The sequence below is a fragment of the Martelella alba genome (assembly GCF_006516955.1).
Lineage (GTDB): Bacteria > Pseudomonadota > Alphaproteobacteria > Rhizobiales > Rhizobiaceae > Martelella > Martelella alba.
In genome coordinates, this window is the sequence record NZ_VHLG01000012.1 from 212799 (window position 1) to 229640 (window position 16842).

Below are 16842 nucleotides of genomic sequence, written 5' to 3' on the forward strand. Positions count from 1 at the left end.
GGCGTCATGCAAAAAGCGCTGTCCCTTGTCGGGCTGGCGCGCAAATCCGATTCCGTCAGATGGACGGATGAGCGCGGCCAGCGCGGTTCGGTAGGCGATGCCGGTGAGGTGGTAACACCTGACAATGCGCTCGGGCTTTCCGCCGTCTGGGCCTGCGCCAATCTGGTGTCCGGCACGATCTCGTCGCTTCCCTTCGAGGTCTATCGCAAGGGCAGTGATGGTTATGCTGCCGTTGCGGGTGATCACCCACTGCATGGCGTGATCCATGAGAACCCGAACTATGATCAGACGGCGCTCGATTTCTGGGACTATCTCGGGCTTTCGATCGAGCTGCGCGGCAATGGCTTTGCGGCGGTGAAGCGTTCGGGCGGCAGGGTAACGGCGCTGGAGCCGATCCATCCCGGCGCCATGCATGTGAGGCGGCTGGCGAGCGGTGCGCTTGAATATCGCTGGAACGATGAGAGCGGCAAAGGCCACACCGGCACGGATCGCGATGTGCTGCATATTCGCGGCCCCGGCGGCAATCCGCTCGGCGGCATGTCGACGCTGCAGTTCGGCCATAACGCCTTTTCCGCAGCGCTGGCGGCAGAACGGGCGGCCGGTGGCATGTTCAGGAACGGGCTTCGCCCCTCCGGTGTCTTCACCTTTGAGGACTGGCTGACGCAGGAACAGAGAACGGTCGCCGAAGAAAAGCTGATCGAGAAATATGTCGGCGCCATGAATGCCGGGCGGCCGATCATCCTGGAGGGCGGTACCAAATATCAAAACCTGTCGATCTCGCCGGAAGATGCGCAGATGCTGGAGACACGGCAGTTCTCGATCGAGGAGATCTGCCGCTTCTTTCAGGTGCCGCCGGTGCTGATCGGCCATGCCGGATCGGCGACCGCCTGGCCGACCAGTGTCGAGCAGCAGATCATCATGTTCCAGACCTTCTATCTCAGAAAGCGTCTGAAGCGGATCGAGCAGGCGGTGACGAAACAGCTGCTGACGGCGGAAGACCGGGCGCAGGGCTATTCGGCGCGCTTCAACATGGAAGGCCTGTTGCGCGGTGACAGTGCGGCGCGCTCGGGCTTCTATCAGACCATGACCAATATCGGCGCCATGACGATCAACGAGGTCCGCGCGCGGGAAAACATGCGCGCGATTGCGGGCGGGGATGTGCCGCGCATGCAGATGCAGAACGTGCCGATCACTGAAACCGGAAAGGATGCCGGCAATGGAAACTAAGGCTTTTGCGCTTGATCTGAAGTCGGTGAGCGAGGCGGGCGTGATTGAGGGCTATGCCTCGATCTTCGGCAATGTCGATCTTGGCGGTGACAAGGTCATGCCCGGCGCCTTTGTCGACGGGCTGGTGAAGGCGCGTCAGACCGGCCGCAAGATCATGATGCTCTGGGATCATGATCCGAGCCAGCCGATCGGTGTCTGGGATGATCTCGCCGAAGATGCCAAGGGTCTGAGGGGCAAGGGCCAGCTGGTCATGGATGTGCCGCGCGCGCGGGAGGTTCATGCGCTTATCAAGGCCGGTGCCATTGGCGGGCTGTCGATCGGCTACAAGACGAAATCCGCCGAGCCTGAGGGCAATGTCCGGCTGTTGAAGGCGCTTGATCTCTACGAGGTCTCGCCGGTTGTCTTCCCGATGAATGAGCGGGCGAAGATCACCGCGGTCAAATCCGAGGGCAATGAGGATCTGGTGAACAAGCTTGCGGCCGGGGATCGGCTGAGCGAGCGGGAATTCGAGCGACTGGTCAAGGGCCTTGGCCTCTCGAATTCGCAGGCGGAACGTGCCGCACGTCTCCACCTGAAGGGGCAGGGGGAGCCTGCCACAGCGGCAAATGAGGAAGCCCTGTTCTGGGCTGCCATGCGGGGCTGACGCTCCCTTTACTCCACCGAAAATCAGAAAGGATCGGCCATGACCGAGACCAAGACTGCCGCAGAGCTTGCGGCGGAAACCAAAGCCGCGTTCGAAAATTCGATCAATGCGGTGAAAGCCATTGCCGAGGATGCGCTGGGCAAGGCCAAGAAGGGTGAGGATCTATCGGCCTCCATCAAGGAACAGACCGACGAGGCGCTGACGGCCATGAACGGGCTGAAAGCCCAGTTCTCGGAACTGGAACAGAAGCTGACGCGTGTCGCCGACACCAACCCCGAGCAGAAATCCTTCGGGTCGCAATTTGTCGAGACGGATGAGTTCAAGTCGCTGCAGCATTCACCGCGCAGTGGCTCGTCGGCCTCAATGTCGGTCAAGGCGGATATCTCGACGGCGACCGGGGTCGCAGGTGGCGCTGGCGCTGCCATCGTGCCGAACCGGCTTGCCGGCATTCAGGGCCTGCCGCAGCGGCGCATGACGGTGCGCGGCCTTTTGATGCCCGGCACCACTGACAGCCCGAATATCGAATATGTCCAGGAGACCGGCTTCAACAATGCCGCCGCCCCGGTTGCCGAAGGCGTGCTGAAACCGCAGTCGGATCTGAGGCTCGGTGACGTCTCGACCCGCACCAAGGTGATCGCCCACTGGTTCCGGGTGAACAAACAGACGCTGTCTGATGTGGCACAGATCCGCTCGCTGATCGACAACCGCCTGCTTTACGGTCTGGCGCTGGCGGAAGAAGCCCAGCTTCTCAACGGTGATGGTACCGGCGAGAACCTGCACGGCATTATCCCGCAGGCGACCGATTACGACAATCCGCTCGGCGCCGGTGACGAGACCTCGATCGACAAGATCCGGCTGATGATGCTGCAGGCGGTGCTGGCGGAATATCCAGCAACCGGTGTCGTCATGCATCCGGCCGACTGGGCCTGGATCGAGCTGCTCAAGGATTCCACGGGTCGTTTCATCATCGGCAATCCGCAGGGCAGCATTGCCCCGTCGCTCTGGGGCCTCCCGGTTGTTTCCAGCCCGGCCATGTCGATCGACAAGGTTCTGGTCGGTGCCTTCGATATGGGCGCGCAGATCTTCGATCAGTGGGCATCGCGGATCGAGACCGGCTTCCAGAATGACGACTTCACCAAGAACAAGGTGACCATTCTCGCAGAAGAGCGCCTGGCGCTGGCTGTCTATAGGCCGGAAGCCTTCATCTACGGGGATTTTGGCCGCGTTGAATAATCAGCAAAGGCGGGGCGTGAAACAGCGCCCCGCCGATCACCTCGCGGGACCATCATGACGATCTTACTTTGCAACGGGCCGGTGATCCCGACCCTTGTCACCGCGCCTGCCGATCAGCCGGTGACGCTGGATGAGGCCAAGGCGCATCTCGGCGTTGATTTTGCCGATGATGACGGGCTGATCGATGCCTTCATTCAGGCGGCAACGGCCTATCTCGATGGCTATCGCGGCGTTCTCGGCCGCTGCATCATGTTCCAGACCTGGCAGATTGCAGCGCCGGACGCTGGCACTGTCATCCTGCCCTTTCCCGATATCATCGCCGCCCGTCAGGACGGGACGAACCTCACCGTTACCGAGACCGGCCTTGGCCCGGTGGTGACGATCGCGGCGGCCGGCAACGTCACCTTCGATTGCCAGATGCCGCAATCCCAGCTGATCACGGTGAAGGCGATCGTCTTCATGCTGGTTTCCCATTGGTACAACAACCGCGCGGCCGGACAGGCGACGCAGGCAAGACTGCCGATGGCGGCGGAATGCTTGATCGCGTCCCTGCGCTGGCAGCGGCTCTGAGGAGTTCACCATGACATTCAATCGCAGATCCAAGGCGCCGAGCATGAGCAGCTTCGGCTTCAAGGGCAGGCAGGTCGATCTTTCCGGCGGCGACGTGCTGCTGGGTGACAGCGTCAAGGCCGTGGTGGTGATGGCGGCGGGTGATGTCTCCTATCGCCCGGCAGGTGAGACAGACGGGGCGCTGTTGTTCAGCAGCCTCATGTCAGGCGCCGTCCTTCCGCATGTTCCGGGCGTGATCTTCGCCGATGGCACCACCGCCACGCTCTGCACGGTCGAGGACTGAGCATGGCGGCGTTGAAAGAGCGGGTTGCCTTTGATGAACCGGCCAATATCAAGGGGCCGGGTGGTGTGATCTCACCCGGCTGGCAGCAGGGCCATGCCTGCCGGGCGCAGATGATTTATCAGCGCGGATCCGAGACGGTCGAGGCCGCGCGGCTGGAAGGGCGGGCGATCTTCAAGGTGAAGCTCCGTTCCTGCCTTGCCGCGCGCAAGATCACCACCGACTGGCGCATGCGCGACCTTCATCGCGACAATGCCGAATATGCGGTGGTCGAGGTCGATGCGATCACCGATCCGTTCTGGATCTATGTTGTTGTTGAAAGCGGGAGGGCTGCATGAGTGCCGCTGTTACCCTTCAGGATGCGATCTTTGACGCGCTGGTGGCCGATGCTGGCGTCACGGCGCTGGTCGGTGATCGCGTCTATGACAATGCGCCCGCCGCGCCCGTCTATCCCTATATCTCGTTTGGCCCGGCCCAGACGCTCACCGAGCCACTGGAATGTCTGGATGCGGAAGAAAACCACTTCCAGATCGATATCTGGACGCAGGAGGGCGGATCGAAGCGCGGGGCGAAGGCGATCTGCGCCGCGGTCAAATCCGCACTGCACTTCGCCGATTTGTCGCTCGCCGGGCCTTGTGCGCTGGTGCTGATCCGCGTTGATGACATGCAGGTGATGGATGATCCTGACGATCAGGTTGCCCATGGTGTCGTCAGCGTGGTTGCTTTCACGGAAGACAATGATGGTTGACGGACTGGCGGCGTTTAACCGGCGCTGGGGCCGGATGCCGGCGGCGGTGCGCAGGGCCGTTCAGGAGGCCATGGAAACGGGCGCCCGCGAAACGGTCGAGGCCATGAATGGGCGGACGCCGATCCCGGAAATCATTGTTGCCTGGACCTGGGGCAATGCGCCCGCCGGAAGCGTGACGCTTGCCGCAGCCGATGCGCCTGACAGCGTCGGGGATCTGCGCATCACCATCTATGCAACAGCGGTAATCGGCTCCGGTTCGTTTCCGGCGATCGCCCGCTGGTTCGAGTTTGGTACATCCGAGCGCCACAAGAAGACCGGGCAATATACCGGCCGGATCACGGCCAGCCCGTTCTTCTATCCGACATGGCGCAGCTATCAGCGGCGGGTGAAATCGCGGCTGTCGCGCGCCATGGGTAAGGCGATCAGAAGTCTCTGACGGTTGATTACTTCGCAGTCGCCATGCGGCGGTTCGCTGCGGTTTCGGCGCGATGAACGCTCATCAGGCTGCGGATCGTTTTGAAGACGACGATCGCGACGGCAATGTTTGCGACGATGACGAAGAATTCCTGAGACATTGTTTCCCACCCCTTGAGAGACTGCGCTTGATTGCGTGGTCTCCTGATAGCAAATCGCCTGCTGCCGGTGTGCGCGCAGAAGGCTCGGATTTGCGCTCGAAAGTATAGGTCGTGCCGTCGCACGTCCTCTTTCCGCCTCTTACAACCAGACAAGGACCTATTGACATGGCAACCGGAAAACAGACGAACCGGCTGGTGATCCAGCTTGGCGATGGTGGCGACCCCGAAACCTTCGCCTACACCTGCGGCGCGAACACATTCGGTGTGACGCTGACGAATAATCTCGGCGAGAACACCGTGCTGGATTGCGAGAACCCGCTCGACCTTCCGGCAACCATCATCCGCCATCTGGAAAGCCAGGACACCTCCTGCACGATCTCGGGCATGGTGACGGCCTCGGCGTGGCCGGTCTGGCGGCAATGGGCGGATGATGGCTCGGAAAAGAACATCAAGCTGTTCCTCGATGAGCCTGCCGCCAATAATGGTGGCTTCTGGACGCTTCCGGCCTTTCTCGGCTCGCTGGAGCTTTCCAAGGAAAACGCCGGCAAGGTCACCTTTTCCGCCTCGATCTCCGGGGCTGGCCAGCGTGTCTGGACGGATGCCGCGTAATGGCTGAACTGATCGATGAATGGGCGGGCCGGGAGCGTTGCTTCCGGCTTTCCTTTGGCAACGTCCTCGACCTTGAACAGGCCTGCCGTGGCGATGCGATCGGCGAGATCTTCCTGAGGCTCACCACCGGCAAGTTCCGGGTCGAGGATGTGTTCCACATCATCCGCATGGGCCTGATCGGCGGCGGCGAGACCACGGTCGAGGCCAAGCGCCTGGTCGAGACCCATTTCGATCAATATCCCTATCTCGACAATGCCGAGCTTGCCGGAAACATCCTGATTGCAGTCATGACCGGGATTGAGGATGCCGATACCGCAAGCAGCGACAGCGATGCAGTGCCGACGCCGATAAGCTTCTCGGAAGCTTCGCAGATCTGCCGGCTGTTCCATATGTCGCCGATTGAACTGAAGGCGATGGACTACGCCGATTTCATCAACATGCTGAAGGGTTTCAACGCCTCTTCGTCGCAGAAGGCCGAACCGCCAAGCGAGGAGGAGTTCGACGATATCCTTGCGCGCTACGAGCCGGAGGCCTTGACCCATGGCGGCAAGCTCTGAAGACAGGCTTTTGCTTCGTATCGAGGCGAGCCTTTCGAAGTTCGAGAAACAGATGGCCCGGGCGAGAAAGTCCGGGTCGGACACCGCCGGGCAGATCGAGCGGCAGTTTGCCAATTCGAACCGGAAAATGGCGCAGTCGGCCGAACAGGCAGCCTCCGCCATGGCCGGGGAAATGGATCGCCTGCGTGCGAAATATGATCCGCTGTTTCGCGCTTCCAAACAGTACGAGGCCGAACTGGAGGATTTGAACCGGGCGTTGGCCGTTGGTGCCATCAACCAGCGCAGCTATGGCGCGGCACTTGAAACCCTGAACGGCCGCTATGCCATTGCAGGCGGTGCGGTGCGCAAGATGACGGCCGAGGCCGAAGCACTGCGCCAGGTCTCGCCCCGGCTCACTATGGGGATCCAGAACACCGCCTATCAGATTGGCGACTTCGCGGTTCAGGTGGCCGCTGGCACGGCGGCCTCGCGCGCCATGGCAATGCAGCTGCCGCAGCTTCTCGGTGGCTTCGGTGTGCTCGGCGCGGTGCTTGGTGCGGTAGCCGCAATTGCCGTGCCACTGGCTTCGAGCTTCCTCGATCTCGGTGACAGCGGCGAGAAGGTGCAAAAGCAGATCTCGGCCCTGCAAAGGGCGGTTGACGATTATCGCTCGGCGGTTGCCGACGCCAGTCTGCCGACCAAGGAACTCGCCGAGAAATACGGCACGGCAACGGAAGCCGCCCGGCAGTTTCTGGAAAAGCTCGAGGAGATCAACAAGGTCCGCGCGCAACAGCAGGCCGATGATGCCTTCAGCGGGATCGCTGACAGCTTCGGCAAGCTGGAAGGTCACCTCGGTGGCATCGGCGCCGATGGCGAGCGGATCATGAGCTATAATGCCGGTGTGTTCTCGGCGATCAGCCGCATGTCGAAGCAACTCGATATCACAGTCGGTCAGGCCGAGCAGCTTGCCCGTGCCTTCGATCGTATGGGCGAGGCAAAGGGGCCGGACGAACAGGTTCAGGCGGCGCAAGATCTGCTGAAGGCACTTGAGGAAACACTGGGGCCTTTCGATCAGATGAGCGCCAAGGGGCAGGACGTTTATGAGGCCGTTTCCAAGGCCGCCGAACAGGCATCCGAATTGCAGGGCACGGTTCAGCTGGCGAGCGTGTCGATCTCGACCGCTGCCAGTGAGGCTGGCAAGCTTGCCGACGAAATGGGCCGGGCGGTCGAAAATGCTGCCCAGCTGGCCGCGCAGGGGATTTCTGATGTCCGGCGCGCGGAGATCCAGTGGCAATACCGTGATGATCCGGTCAAGCGTACCGGGGCGCTGGCCGGTGCAAGTTTTGACGAGCGGGTGAAGATACCGGACGGGACCGACAATATCCTGCGCAAGGTCATCGCCGATCAGCGGCAACAGGTTGTTGCGGATGCCGAAAAGGCGGCGCAGCTGCAGCAGGATCTCTCCAAATGGCAGAAGGATCAGGCCACCGCCTCCCGCAAGAGCGCAAGCGGATCGAAACGCGACAAGGGCAGTATCTTTGACACCAGCGACGATCAGCTGAAGCGGCTCGAGCGCAATCTTGAACTGCTCGGCAAGTCCGACCGGCAAGTCGCCGAACTGGAGGCGAAATGGTCGCTGCTCGATGCCGCCAAGGAACGCGGTCTCAACCTCGATCAGCGCCAGGCCGATACCGGAAAGAGCCTTCGCGAACAGATCGATGCCCAGGCGGAATCAATCGGCAACCTCTCGGAGAAATATGCCAAAGCCAAAGAGCAGGCCGAGTTCTATGACAGTCTTCAGTCGGACCTGAAGGACGGGATCGTCGATGCGATTGTCGAAGGCGAAGACTTTGTCGGTGTGCTGGAGGATATCGCCAAATCGCTGGCAAAGGCTGCATTACAGGCGGCACTCTTCAATGAGGGGCCGTTTGCCTCAACCAGCAGCGGGACAGGCTCGGGACTGCTTGGTGGCCTGTTCTCGGCTATCGGCGGTCTCTTCAAGTCAGCTAAGGGCAGTGCCTACGGAACGTCCGGGGTAAAGGCCTTTGCAAAGGGCGGCTCGTTTACGAACTCTGTTGTTTCCAGCCCGACGCTGTTCAGGTTCGGTTCTGGCGGTCAGAAGACCGGCGTCATGGGAGAGGCGGGCAAAGAGGCGATCATGCCGCTTGTCCGGGCTGCCAATGGTGATCTCGGCGTCAAGGCCGTCAATGCCGCGAACAAGGCCGGATCGACGGCGGTCACCACCAATAATGTCAGTCTTGGTGGTGTTACTGTCACCGTGCCGGAAGGGACGGATCCCAAAGATGCGGCCGCCATTGGCGAGGCGGTTCGAAAGCAGATCGAGCGCTTTTCCCGCTTTGAGCTTCCGGGCCGTCTGCAGCAGATCCAACGTAATCCGAACAGGGTAGGGTGATGAAGCCGCTTGCTGCGTTTTACGATCAGTTGCGCCTGAAACCATTTCGGTGGGATATTCAGCGCAATGACGAACAGTCGGGTTCAGGTGATGGTGTTTACTGGACGGCGTCGCTTGCGCCGCCGCTCTGGAAAGCCGAAGTCGGGTTATTCCCGGTCAATCTGCGCCACGCAGAGAAAGCATCTGCCCTGATCCGAAGCCTTTCCGGCGGAACGCCCTTTCTGTTTCGTTCCTCGGCAATTCCCGGCCCATTGCAGGATCCCACCGGGGCGCTGCTTGGTGATGCCTCGGTGACGGTCAGTGCGGTCAATGACGGACAGATCAGCCTTGCAGGGCTGCCGGGCAGTGCGGGCTATACCGACAGCGCCTTTGCGCTTGCGGAATGGCCGGAAGACGATGCGGCGCGGATTGGCGTTTCGCTCACCGCAACCGGCTCCTACGGGCTTTCCGTTGGTGATAAGCTCCAGATCACCTCGGCCGCGACGGGCAAGACCGCCTTTGTCGAGGTCGCTGAAGATGTTTCTGCCGGGGCTGGGGGAACGACGGGGCTGTTCGACGTGTTCCCGGCGCCGCCAGCCTATGTCGCTGCGGGTGATGCGGTGACACTGATCAAACCTGCCTGTCCCTGCATTCTGGTGCCTGGCTCATTTAATGCCGGGACTGCAAGCGGAAACATTGTTTCCGACATATCCTTTTCGATCATCCAGAAGCGAAACGTCTGACATGAAAAACATATCGGCGACATTCCTCGCGGCGCTCACCAATGCCCGCGACAAAGGCCTTGTTGTGCGTTCGCTTGTCTGGGTGAAGGCCCGCGACCGGGAGACGGGCAATGCAACGCCTGTCGGCTTCTGGACCGGCGGCGAAGACGTCGTGCTTTCAGTGATCGACGGCGAGACGGGGGCGACGGTTCAGCGGGCCTATTACGGTGACGTCAATCTGTCGCTGCCGGAGATCCCGCGTGTTTCCGACATGACAGTGCAGACCGTCGATGTGACTCTGTCGCAGATCGCACCGGAAGTGCAGCAGCTGGTGCGCGGCTATGACGCCCGGCTTGCTGCTGTCGAGATCCACCAAATGCTGCTTGATCCCAAAACGGGGCAGGCGGTGGGGGCGGCCGAGGTCGCCTTTCTCGGCCTTGTCGATGGCGAGCCGATCGTAACGCCAGCGGCGGGTGATGAAGGATCGATCACGCTCAATCTGATCTCATCGGCGATTTCGATGCTCGCCAGAACCAATCCGCTGAAATCCTCCTATGAGGGGCAGAAGCGGCGCTCGGACGATCAGTGGGGCAGGGATTCCGGCGTGGTCTCAAGCTGGGATATTCCATGGGGGAAATCATCCGCATGACCGATCTGAAACGACTGGACAGCTGGCGGGCGCGCTTCGATGCGGCCTGTGATGCCATGCGCTCCGAGCCTTTCACATGGGGTGAGAATGATTGTGCGGTCGGCCTGGTCGGTAATCTGACGCTGGCGCTGACCGGTGATGATCTCGCCGCCCCGTGGCGCGGGCGATACACCACGGCAGCCGGGGCATTGCGGGTGCTGCGCCATGACGGCTTTTCCGATCTTGCCGCGCTTGCCGCTTCAATCCTGCCCGAATGCCATATCGCGCGTGCGCGGATTGGCGATATTGCTGCGATCCCGTCTGAAGATGGCTTTGGCTTTGCGCTCGGCGTCGTCAATGGCGAGCGCATCTTTGTTCTGACCGATGCCGGGTTCGGCACGGTTGATCTGATGACTGCAAAACGGGCGTTCCGCGTCGGCTGACATGATCAAGATTTTCCTGATTTCCCTGGTTGCGGTTCTGACCGCCGCCATGCCGGCGCATGCCGGTCCCGTGGTTGCTGCCATTGGTGCGGTTGCCGGATGGATCGGCTCGCTTGGCGCTGTCGGCCAGTTCATCGTCGGCACGGTGCTTTCAGTCGGCGTGTCGCTGATCCAGAAAGCACTGACAAAGTCGTCAACCAGTGACACGACGGCAGAGACCGGCGTGACGCTTTTCGTCCAGATGGGCGACGATCAGCCGGTCACCTTTATTGCCGGGCGCCATGCCACGGCCGGGCGGCGCAAATATGCAGGCACATGGGGTGAGGATGGCAACACGCCGAACGCCTTCTTTGTCGACGTCATCGAACTGACCAATCTGCCCGTTTCCGGGCTGGATGCGGTCTGGGCCGGTGATGACAAGGTGACCCTGCTGACCGGCGAGGAAGATGGCGCGCGCGGCTTTCCCGTGTCCGAATACCGCGTCGACGGCACAGATTACCTTTGGGTCAAATTCTATGATGGCAGCCAGACGGCGGCAGATGCCTATCTTGTCGACAAGTTCGGCGGTGATGCTGACCGGCCCTATGGCGGGGACAGGATCGGCCGGGGCTGCGCCTATGCGATTGTGACCTGCCGCTATAATACTGATCTGTTCTCAGGTGTGCCGTCCATGCTGTTCGAAGTGGGATCGATCCCGCTTTATGACCCGCGTGCAGACACAAGCGTTGGCGGTGAGGGCGATCAGCGCTGGGATGATGCCGCCACATGGGCGCCGTCCAATAACCTCGCGGTGATCATCTATAACGTGATCCGAGGCGTCTATTACGGCGATCAGTGGATTTATGGCGGTCAGGATCTATCCGCCTATCGTCTGCCCTTTTCCAACTGGGCAGCGGCGATGAATGAATGTGATGCGCTGGTCGACGATGGCAATGGCAACATGGTTGCGGCTTATCAGGGCGGCTATGAATTCTCCGGCGATGAACGCCCGCTTGACGCCATCGAGAAGCTGCGGCAGGCCTGCAATGCCCGGCTGGCGGAAGTCGGCGGGATCTTCAAGATACAGGTCGGCGCGCCGGGCAGTGCGGTCTATGCCTTTACTGACGCTGATGTGGTCATTACCAAGGGCCAGACCTTCAATCCGCATGGATCGCTTGACGATACGGTCAACGCGATTGAGGCGACCTATCCCGAACCGGATGAGAAGTGGTCGAGCAAGGATGCGCCCGGACGCTATGACGATACGCTTGAAGCCGATGACGGTGACCGGCGCCTGCCTGCATCGGTGAGCTTTGAGGCCTGCCCCTATGGCGCTCAGGTGCAGCGGCTCATGCTGGCCATGCTGCAGGATGCAAGGCGGTTTCGCACACATCAGATCTGGCTGCCGCCGGAAGCCTGGCCGCTGGAACCAAACGACGTCGTATCGTGGACAAGCCTGCGCAATGGCTATTCTGCCAAGAAGTTTCTGGTGATTGCCGCCAGTGCGCCGATGAATGCCAATGTGCTTGTCTCGCTGAAAGAGATCGACCCGGCCGATTATGACTGGTCCGCGGCTGACGCCTTGCCGACGGTGACGGGCTGGATCGGCACGATTGAAGCGCCCTATCAGCAGATGACCGGCTGGACGGTGGAGCCGGCCACCATGGCGGATGGCAACGGGATCGGCCGTCTTGCGGCCATCCGGGTATCCTGCGGGGCGGGGATTGATGGCGTCACCGGGGTTGTCGTGCAGGTGCGCGAACGCGATAGCGGCGATGTGATCTTTTCCGGGCATCAGTCGGCCTATGAGGATCCCTATAGCTGGATCATCGGGCCATTGCCGCCGCTGACATGGGTTGAGGCACGCGGCCGGTTTGTCTCGGATCTGGCGATACAGGAATGGTCGGAATGGCTGGCGGTTGAAACGCCGAATGTCTCGTCACTGATTGCCGATCTCGATGCGCTCGGCGAAGACGTCAAAGCCCGCATGGAAGAGATGCAGAGCGAGCTTGACGACATTGTCGGGCGAAGGCTGGCGGACATTTCCGCAGCATTGTCGCTTCAGGGCAGTGTCGGCCTGCTGGAGCGAGTTGAAGTGCGCCAGCAGATCGGCGATGCCATTGCCGAGATCGTCACCGAACAGCTTGTGCGGGCCAGCGAAGACGAGGCGCTTGCACAGACCTTGACGCTTGTCGGGGCGGAAGTGACAGCAGCAACGGCAGCGGTGGCGCAGGAAACGACGGCAAGGGCTGCCGCTGATGAGGCATTGGCTGAAGAGATCGACACCGTGTCTGTCTCGCTCAATGACAGCTTTGCCGGCGGGCAGATAGCCTTTCGGGCGGCTGCCAATCAGGCGGGCGTCTCTGCCCGCTATTCGGTGATGCTGCGGGCAGGGACGGGCGGCGACTATATCGAAAGCGGGTTCTTCCTCGAGCTTTACAATGATGGCGGCACGCTGAAGAGCCGCTTTGCCGTCTCGGCCGATCAGTTCGTCGTTCTCGACAGCAATTCAAAGCCGTTCGTCTATGAGAACGGCACGCTCAAGACCTATGCGCTGCTGGCCGGATCGCTGAACATCAACAATCTGGTGACGATCAGCGAGGCCGGGCAGATCTCGATCAGATCGGCAAGCTCCGGCCAGCGGCTGGAGATCAATAACAGCCTTGTCCAGGTCTATGACGGCAACGGCACCTTGCGGGTGCGCATGGGGATCTGGTGATGACGGCGGGCTTGCAGACATTCGATGCGTCCGGCCGCATTGTTCTGGATACCACCAGCCGGACCGGCCGGGTGATCGGTCTCACCACGATCACCGGCACCAGCGGCAGCCATTCGGATAGCGGGCTTTCCACCGGCACACCGTTCTTTTTCTTCGCCACCACAAGCCCGGCCGTGGCGAAGGCGGTGACGGTGACAATCTCCGGCACAACGATCAGCTGGACGATTGCCTCTGATCAGGCGTCCTGGTCCTATCTTCTTGTCTATGGGGTTTACTGATGACGGCCGGTGTCGAGATCCGCAATGAAAGCGGCATTCTTCAGCTTGATCAGACCTATGGTGTCTACAAGCTGGTCGATGCCCGGACGATTGCGACGGATGGCAGCAGCAGCATTGTCAGCGGTGCGGCCTTTTACGGTTCCACCTTCTCATACACGGTGACGGCGGCTGACAGCGCGATTGTCTGCGTCCGGCCGGTGAGCGGCGGGGCCTGCGTCAATGCCGTCATTGCCAGTAATGGCGATGGCACGGTGACCGTCTCTGGTGCAATCGGCAGCGGAGCGCAGGGGGCAAAAACTGCAGCGCTCTATCTCTTCGATGCCAGCCCCTACACCCATTCCGCTGACAATTACGGGCTTGAGGTCTTCGACGATCAGGGGCGATCGGTGTTCCATTCGTCCGATCGGATCCTGCGGCTTTCGCAGACCTTTGTAAGCGGGCGGGATATGGCAATCCTGCCGGTAAAGCCCGCCGTTGCTGTCCGTGACTTCGCGCAACAGGGGCTCTGGTACTATTGGGGCGCCTGGTATCTGACCGGCGACAGTTCCGCGCCGGTCAGCGTCTATCAATATCCGGTGGCACCGGTGGCGGGGTCTGTGAGCAGCGCCTCCGATCCTGATGTCTCCTATCTCCTCGCTGACGTAACAAACTACCTCTGAGGCTTTCCCCATGACCCTATACACAACGGGCACGGTGACGCTGACCAACGGGTCGGCGGCCGTGACAGGCACCGGCACGGCCTGGCAGACGGCCGTGATCGCTGGCGGCGTGATTTATCCGGCGGCAGAAGGCAATGCGCTGCCGGTTGCCTCTGTCGACAGTGACACGGCGATCACGGCGGCCGTCACCTGGCAGGGGGCAACCGGCACCTATGCTTATGCGCTTGCCCGGCAGGATGACAGCCAGCAGGTGATTGCCAATGCCGTGGCGCTGGCCGATTATATCCAGCGGCTCAACAATCCGGCGCTCGCCTCCATTGCCGGGCTGACGCCTGCCGCTGACAGGCTGGCCTATTTTACCGGCACAAGTGCTGCGGGCCTTGCGACGCTGACAGCCTTTGCCCGGTCGCTGCTGGACGATACCGATGCAAGTGCGGCACTGACGACACTTGGCGTTTCCGCCTTTGCCAGAACACTTCTGGATGATGGCGATGCAGCAACGGCGCTGGCGACGTTGGGGGCGCTTGCCACATCCGGCGGCACGCTCACCGGCACGCTTGAGACCCGCAACCTGATCGCCAAAACGGGAACCGCCACTCCTGCAGGCGGGCGGTATTATTCCTACGCCTATGATGACCCGACCAAGCGCGCTTTCTTCTGCGGTTCCCAGCCTTCCGGCGCCCGGCCAAATGCCACGATCGGCGTCGAAAATGATTCTGAAGGGATCAGCGCCTATCTGATTTTTACCTGCGATGGGGATTTCTCGGTGCCCGGCAGCATTACCGGCGCGGCGAAGAATTTCCGCATCGATCATCCTGTCATTGATGGAAAGTCTCTGGTCTTCGCCTCGACCGAAAGCCCGCATAACGGCATTGAGGCCTGGGGTACGGCGACACTGGTTGACGGTCAGGCAACGGTCAATATCGACGTGGCCTGTGGTCTGACGGCCGGAACATGGGCGGCGCTGGCGCAAAACACCATTGTTGTCAGTCTGGTCAATCAGGATGGCTTTGCCCGCATCCGGCCCGCGAAGATAGACGAAAACGTCTTTGAGATCATCTGCGAGGATGAAACGGCAACCGACACAATCACATGGCTGGTCAAGGCCGATCGCGTCGATGCTGCCGTGAAGGCGCTCAACTATTGCGATCCGGCGACCGGGCTTCTGATCCCCGAACAGGACAAGCCATCTGAAACAAGCGAAGGGGTAGCCTGATGTTTCTTGGTCTTGCTCTTCGCCTTGGTACGGCTTCCGGTGAGGCAGCCGGGTTCAGGCTGACGCCTGCGACACGAACGGACTGGCCAGCTGACGCGGCCGGGCTTGTGGTCGGCACCATCGTGCCGTCCTCGGATGGCGACTGGGCCAGCTACGACGTTAAGACCGTGGCTGCGAGTGAATGGCCCGAAGATGACGCGGGCCGCATCGTCGGCACCATTACCCCTGATTTTAGCTGAGATGGAGGGTTTGCCCCATGGGTGACACCGCAGAAATCATTTCCGATCCGAGCGGCTGGTTCTCGGTCAATGGCATGGATATCCTTGCCGCCCCTGATGCCGTTGCCGGCAGCTATCCGATTGGCTACCGCGTGCTGCGCTCCGGCAAAGAGATCTTCACCGGCGCAAAGACTGTGACGATCACCGAAGATCCGTATGGGGTTGAGCTCGATGGCGGCGGGCGGATCTGGCCGGGTGTGCTCGCCAATATCAATGCTGCGCTCTATCGCCAGACGGCGCTTGCCGCGGGCAGCATTCCGGCCGCCAATGACAATGATATCTGGTTTCCGGCGCCTGAGGTTGATCTCGCTGAAATCCTGCCGCTCGAACGGCTCGGTGTTTCCACCTATACTGGCGCGGATGGGCTGATCCATGCGGCGGCGGTCGATACGGCCCGGCTAGACTGGCAGAATGGCAAGCGCCAGCTGGTCATTGAAGGTGAGAGCACCAACGTCATCACCCGATCCAGCCCGACGGCTTTGCTTCCATGGAACGACGGGGCTGTGAGCAACGGCATCACCGTGACAGTTGTAGGCTATGGCATGCTCGGTGACATGCCTTATGTGGACTACGCGCTTACCGGAACAGCAACGGCCAATCAGTGTGGTGCTTTTGCCCAGACCGGCCTGTCAAATGCCGCTGCGGTCGCCGGCGAAACATGGACCGCAAGCATCTATACGCAGCTGATCAGCGGGGAATGGCCGGCCGGGATCATTCTCGGCTCCGGCGTCTATGAGCAGCAGGACAACACATATCTGACGGGCACCGGTCCCGGTGAGGTGCCGGTGGCCAGTCTGACCCGCCTGTCGCGGACACGCACCCTGACCGAGGCGGCGACCAATCTTGTCCGCTCGGCAATCCAGGTCGCGAACATGACGGCGGGGGTGACGACGTTCAACGGCCAGGTTGTCCGGCTTGCCGGCTGGTCGCTGGAAAAGAAGCCCGGCCCGACTTCGCTGATCCAGACGCTGAGCGATGCCGCCGTCACCCGCGCCGAAGATGATTGCCGCCTGTCCGACAAGGCCGTTGCCATCCTGAACCGCGATCAGTGGACGATGCTGCTCGACTGTATTGCCGCCAATGTGAATGATGGCGAGCCGAGCGTTA

At 61.2% G+C, this 16842-nt stretch carries 21 protein-coding genes; 20 read left to right on the top strand and 1 reads right to left on the bottom strand.

The genetic code is table 11. The features are described 5' to 3' along the window. Positions 1-6: 6 nt before the first annotated feature. The 8 genes from FJU08_RS17520 to FJU08_RS17555 are packed head-to-tail and all read left to right on the top strand — an operon-like array spanning position 7 to position 5137. A complete protein-coding gene (locus FJU08_RS17520; protein ID WP_141150359.1) occupies positions 7-1227 on the top strand; it encodes a phage portal protein in 1221 nt (406 codons plus the stop codon). Further along, the gene (locus FJU08_RS17525) at positions 1217-1870 is read left to right on the top strand and encodes an HK97 family phage prohead protease (protein ID WP_141150321.1); all 654 of its coding nucleotides are present in this window, start codon (positions 1217-1219) and stop codon (positions 1868-1870) included. Before FJU08_RS17520 ends, FJU08_RS17525 begins: the two co-directional genes overlap by 11 nt. A gap of 39 nt (positions 1871-1909) precedes the next feature. Beyond that, positions 1910-3103, top strand: coding sequence for a phage major capsid protein (locus tag FJU08_RS17530; RefSeq protein WP_141150322.1), 1194 nt, complete (start codon positions 1910-1912; stop codon positions 3101-3103). A gap of 54 nt (positions 3104-3157) precedes the next feature. Continuing rightward, the gene (locus FJU08_RS17535) at positions 3158-3673 is read left to right on the top strand and encodes a head-tail connector protein (RefSeq protein ID WP_141150323.1); all 516 of its coding nucleotides are present in this window, start codon (positions 3158-3160) and stop codon (positions 3671-3673) included. 10 nt (positions 3674-3683) lie between these two features. Then, positions 3684-3956, top strand: coding sequence for a hypothetical protein (locus FJU08_RS17540; protein ID WP_141150324.1), 273 nt, complete (start codon positions 3684-3686; stop codon positions 3954-3956). Between the two features lie 2 nt (positions 3957-3958). After that, on the top strand, positions 3959-4291 hold the full coding sequence (locus tag FJU08_RS17545) for a phage head completion protein (protein ID WP_210245267.1): 333 nt from the start codon (positions 3959-3961) through the stop codon (positions 4289-4291). Then, positions 4288-4701 (top strand): DUF3168 domain-containing protein, encoded by a 414-nt coding sequence (locus FJU08_RS17550; RefSeq protein WP_141150326.1) that lies wholly within the window; start codon positions 4288-4290, stop codon positions 4699-4701. Before FJU08_RS17545 ends, FJU08_RS17550 begins: the two co-directional genes overlap by 4 nt. After that, positions 4694-5137: an HK97 gp10 family phage protein gene (locus FJU08_RS17555; RefSeq protein ID WP_141150327.1), complete on the top strand. Its 444-nt coding sequence runs from the start codon at positions 4694-4696 to the stop codon at positions 5135-5137. The genes FJU08_RS17550 and FJU08_RS17555 overlap by 8 nt, the downstream gene beginning before the upstream one ends. Positions 5138-5144: 7 nt before the next feature. On the opposite strand, the gene FJU08_RS23230 is transcribed toward FJU08_RS17555, so the two are convergent. Further along, positions 5145-5276: a hypothetical protein gene (locus FJU08_RS23230; RefSeq protein WP_268932143.1), complete on the bottom strand. Its 132-nt coding sequence runs from the start codon at positions 5274-5276 to the stop codon at positions 5145-5147. Between the two features lie 165 nt (positions 5277-5441). Here FJU08_RS23230 and FJU08_RS17560 point away from each other — a divergent pair, with 165 nt between their 5' ends. The 12 genes from FJU08_RS17560 to FJU08_RS17615 all read left to right on the top strand — a co-directional run. Next, complete coding sequence (locus FJU08_RS17560) at positions 5442-5885, top strand: phage tail tube protein (protein WP_141150328.1); 444 nt, start codon at positions 5442-5444, stop codon at positions 5883-5885. Further along, positions 5885-6442: a gene transfer agent family protein gene (locus FJU08_RS17565; protein WP_141150329.1), complete on the top strand. Its 558-nt coding sequence runs from the start codon at positions 5885-5887 to the stop codon at positions 6440-6442. Before FJU08_RS17560 ends, FJU08_RS17565 begins: the two co-directional genes overlap by 1 nt. Further along, entirely contained in the window at positions 6426-8834 is a 2409-nt protein-coding gene (locus FJU08_RS17570) for a phage tail tape measure protein (protein ID WP_141150330.1), read from the top strand. The genes FJU08_RS17565 and FJU08_RS17570 overlap by 17 nt, the downstream gene beginning before the upstream one ends. Then, complete coding sequence (locus FJU08_RS17575) at positions 8834-9556, top strand: hypothetical protein (protein ID WP_141150331.1); 723 nt, start codon at positions 8834-8836, stop codon at positions 9554-9556. Before FJU08_RS17570 ends, FJU08_RS17575 begins: the two co-directional genes overlap by 1 nt. A gap of 1 nt (position 9557) precedes the next feature. Further along, positions 9558-10184, top strand: a complete 627-nt coding sequence (locus FJU08_RS17580) for a hypothetical protein (RefSeq protein WP_141150332.1) — start codon at positions 9558-9560, stop codon at positions 10182-10184. Then, complete coding sequence (locus tag FJU08_RS17585) at positions 10181-10606, top strand: DUF6950 family protein (RefSeq protein ID WP_141150333.1); 426 nt, start codon at positions 10181-10183, stop codon at positions 10604-10606. Before FJU08_RS17580 ends, FJU08_RS17585 begins: the two co-directional genes overlap by 4 nt. 1 nt (position 10607) lies before the next feature. Next, positions 10608-13304: a phage tail protein gene (locus tag FJU08_RS17590; RefSeq protein ID WP_141150334.1), complete on the top strand. Its 2697-nt coding sequence runs from the start codon at positions 10608-10610 to the stop codon at positions 13302-13304. Beyond that, positions 13304-13582 (top strand): hypothetical protein, encoded by a 279-nt coding sequence (locus FJU08_RS17595; protein WP_141150335.1) that lies wholly within the window; start codon positions 13304-13306, stop codon positions 13580-13582. Before FJU08_RS17590 ends, FJU08_RS17595 begins: the two co-directional genes overlap by 1 nt. Further along, positions 13582-14241, top strand: a complete 660-nt coding sequence (locus FJU08_RS17600; protein ID WP_141150336.1) for a hypothetical protein — start codon at positions 13582-13584, stop codon at positions 14239-14241. Before FJU08_RS17595 ends, FJU08_RS17600 begins: the two co-directional genes overlap by 1 nt. Positions 14242-14251: 10 nt before the next feature. Beyond that, on the top strand, positions 14252-15457 hold the full coding sequence (locus FJU08_RS17605) for a hypothetical protein (protein WP_141150337.1): 1206 nt from the start codon (positions 14252-14254) through the stop codon (positions 15455-15457). Next, the gene (locus FJU08_RS17610; protein ID WP_141150338.1) at positions 15457-15696 is read left to right on the top strand and encodes a hypothetical protein; all 240 of its coding nucleotides are present in this window, start codon (positions 15457-15459) and stop codon (positions 15694-15696) included. The genes FJU08_RS17605 and FJU08_RS17610 overlap by 1 nt, the downstream gene beginning before the upstream one ends. 17 nt (positions 15697-15713) lie before the next feature. Further along, positions 15714-16842: phage head spike fiber domain-containing protein (locus FJU08_RS17615; protein WP_141150339.1), on the top strand; the 1129-nt coding region annotated here is incomplete at its 3' end.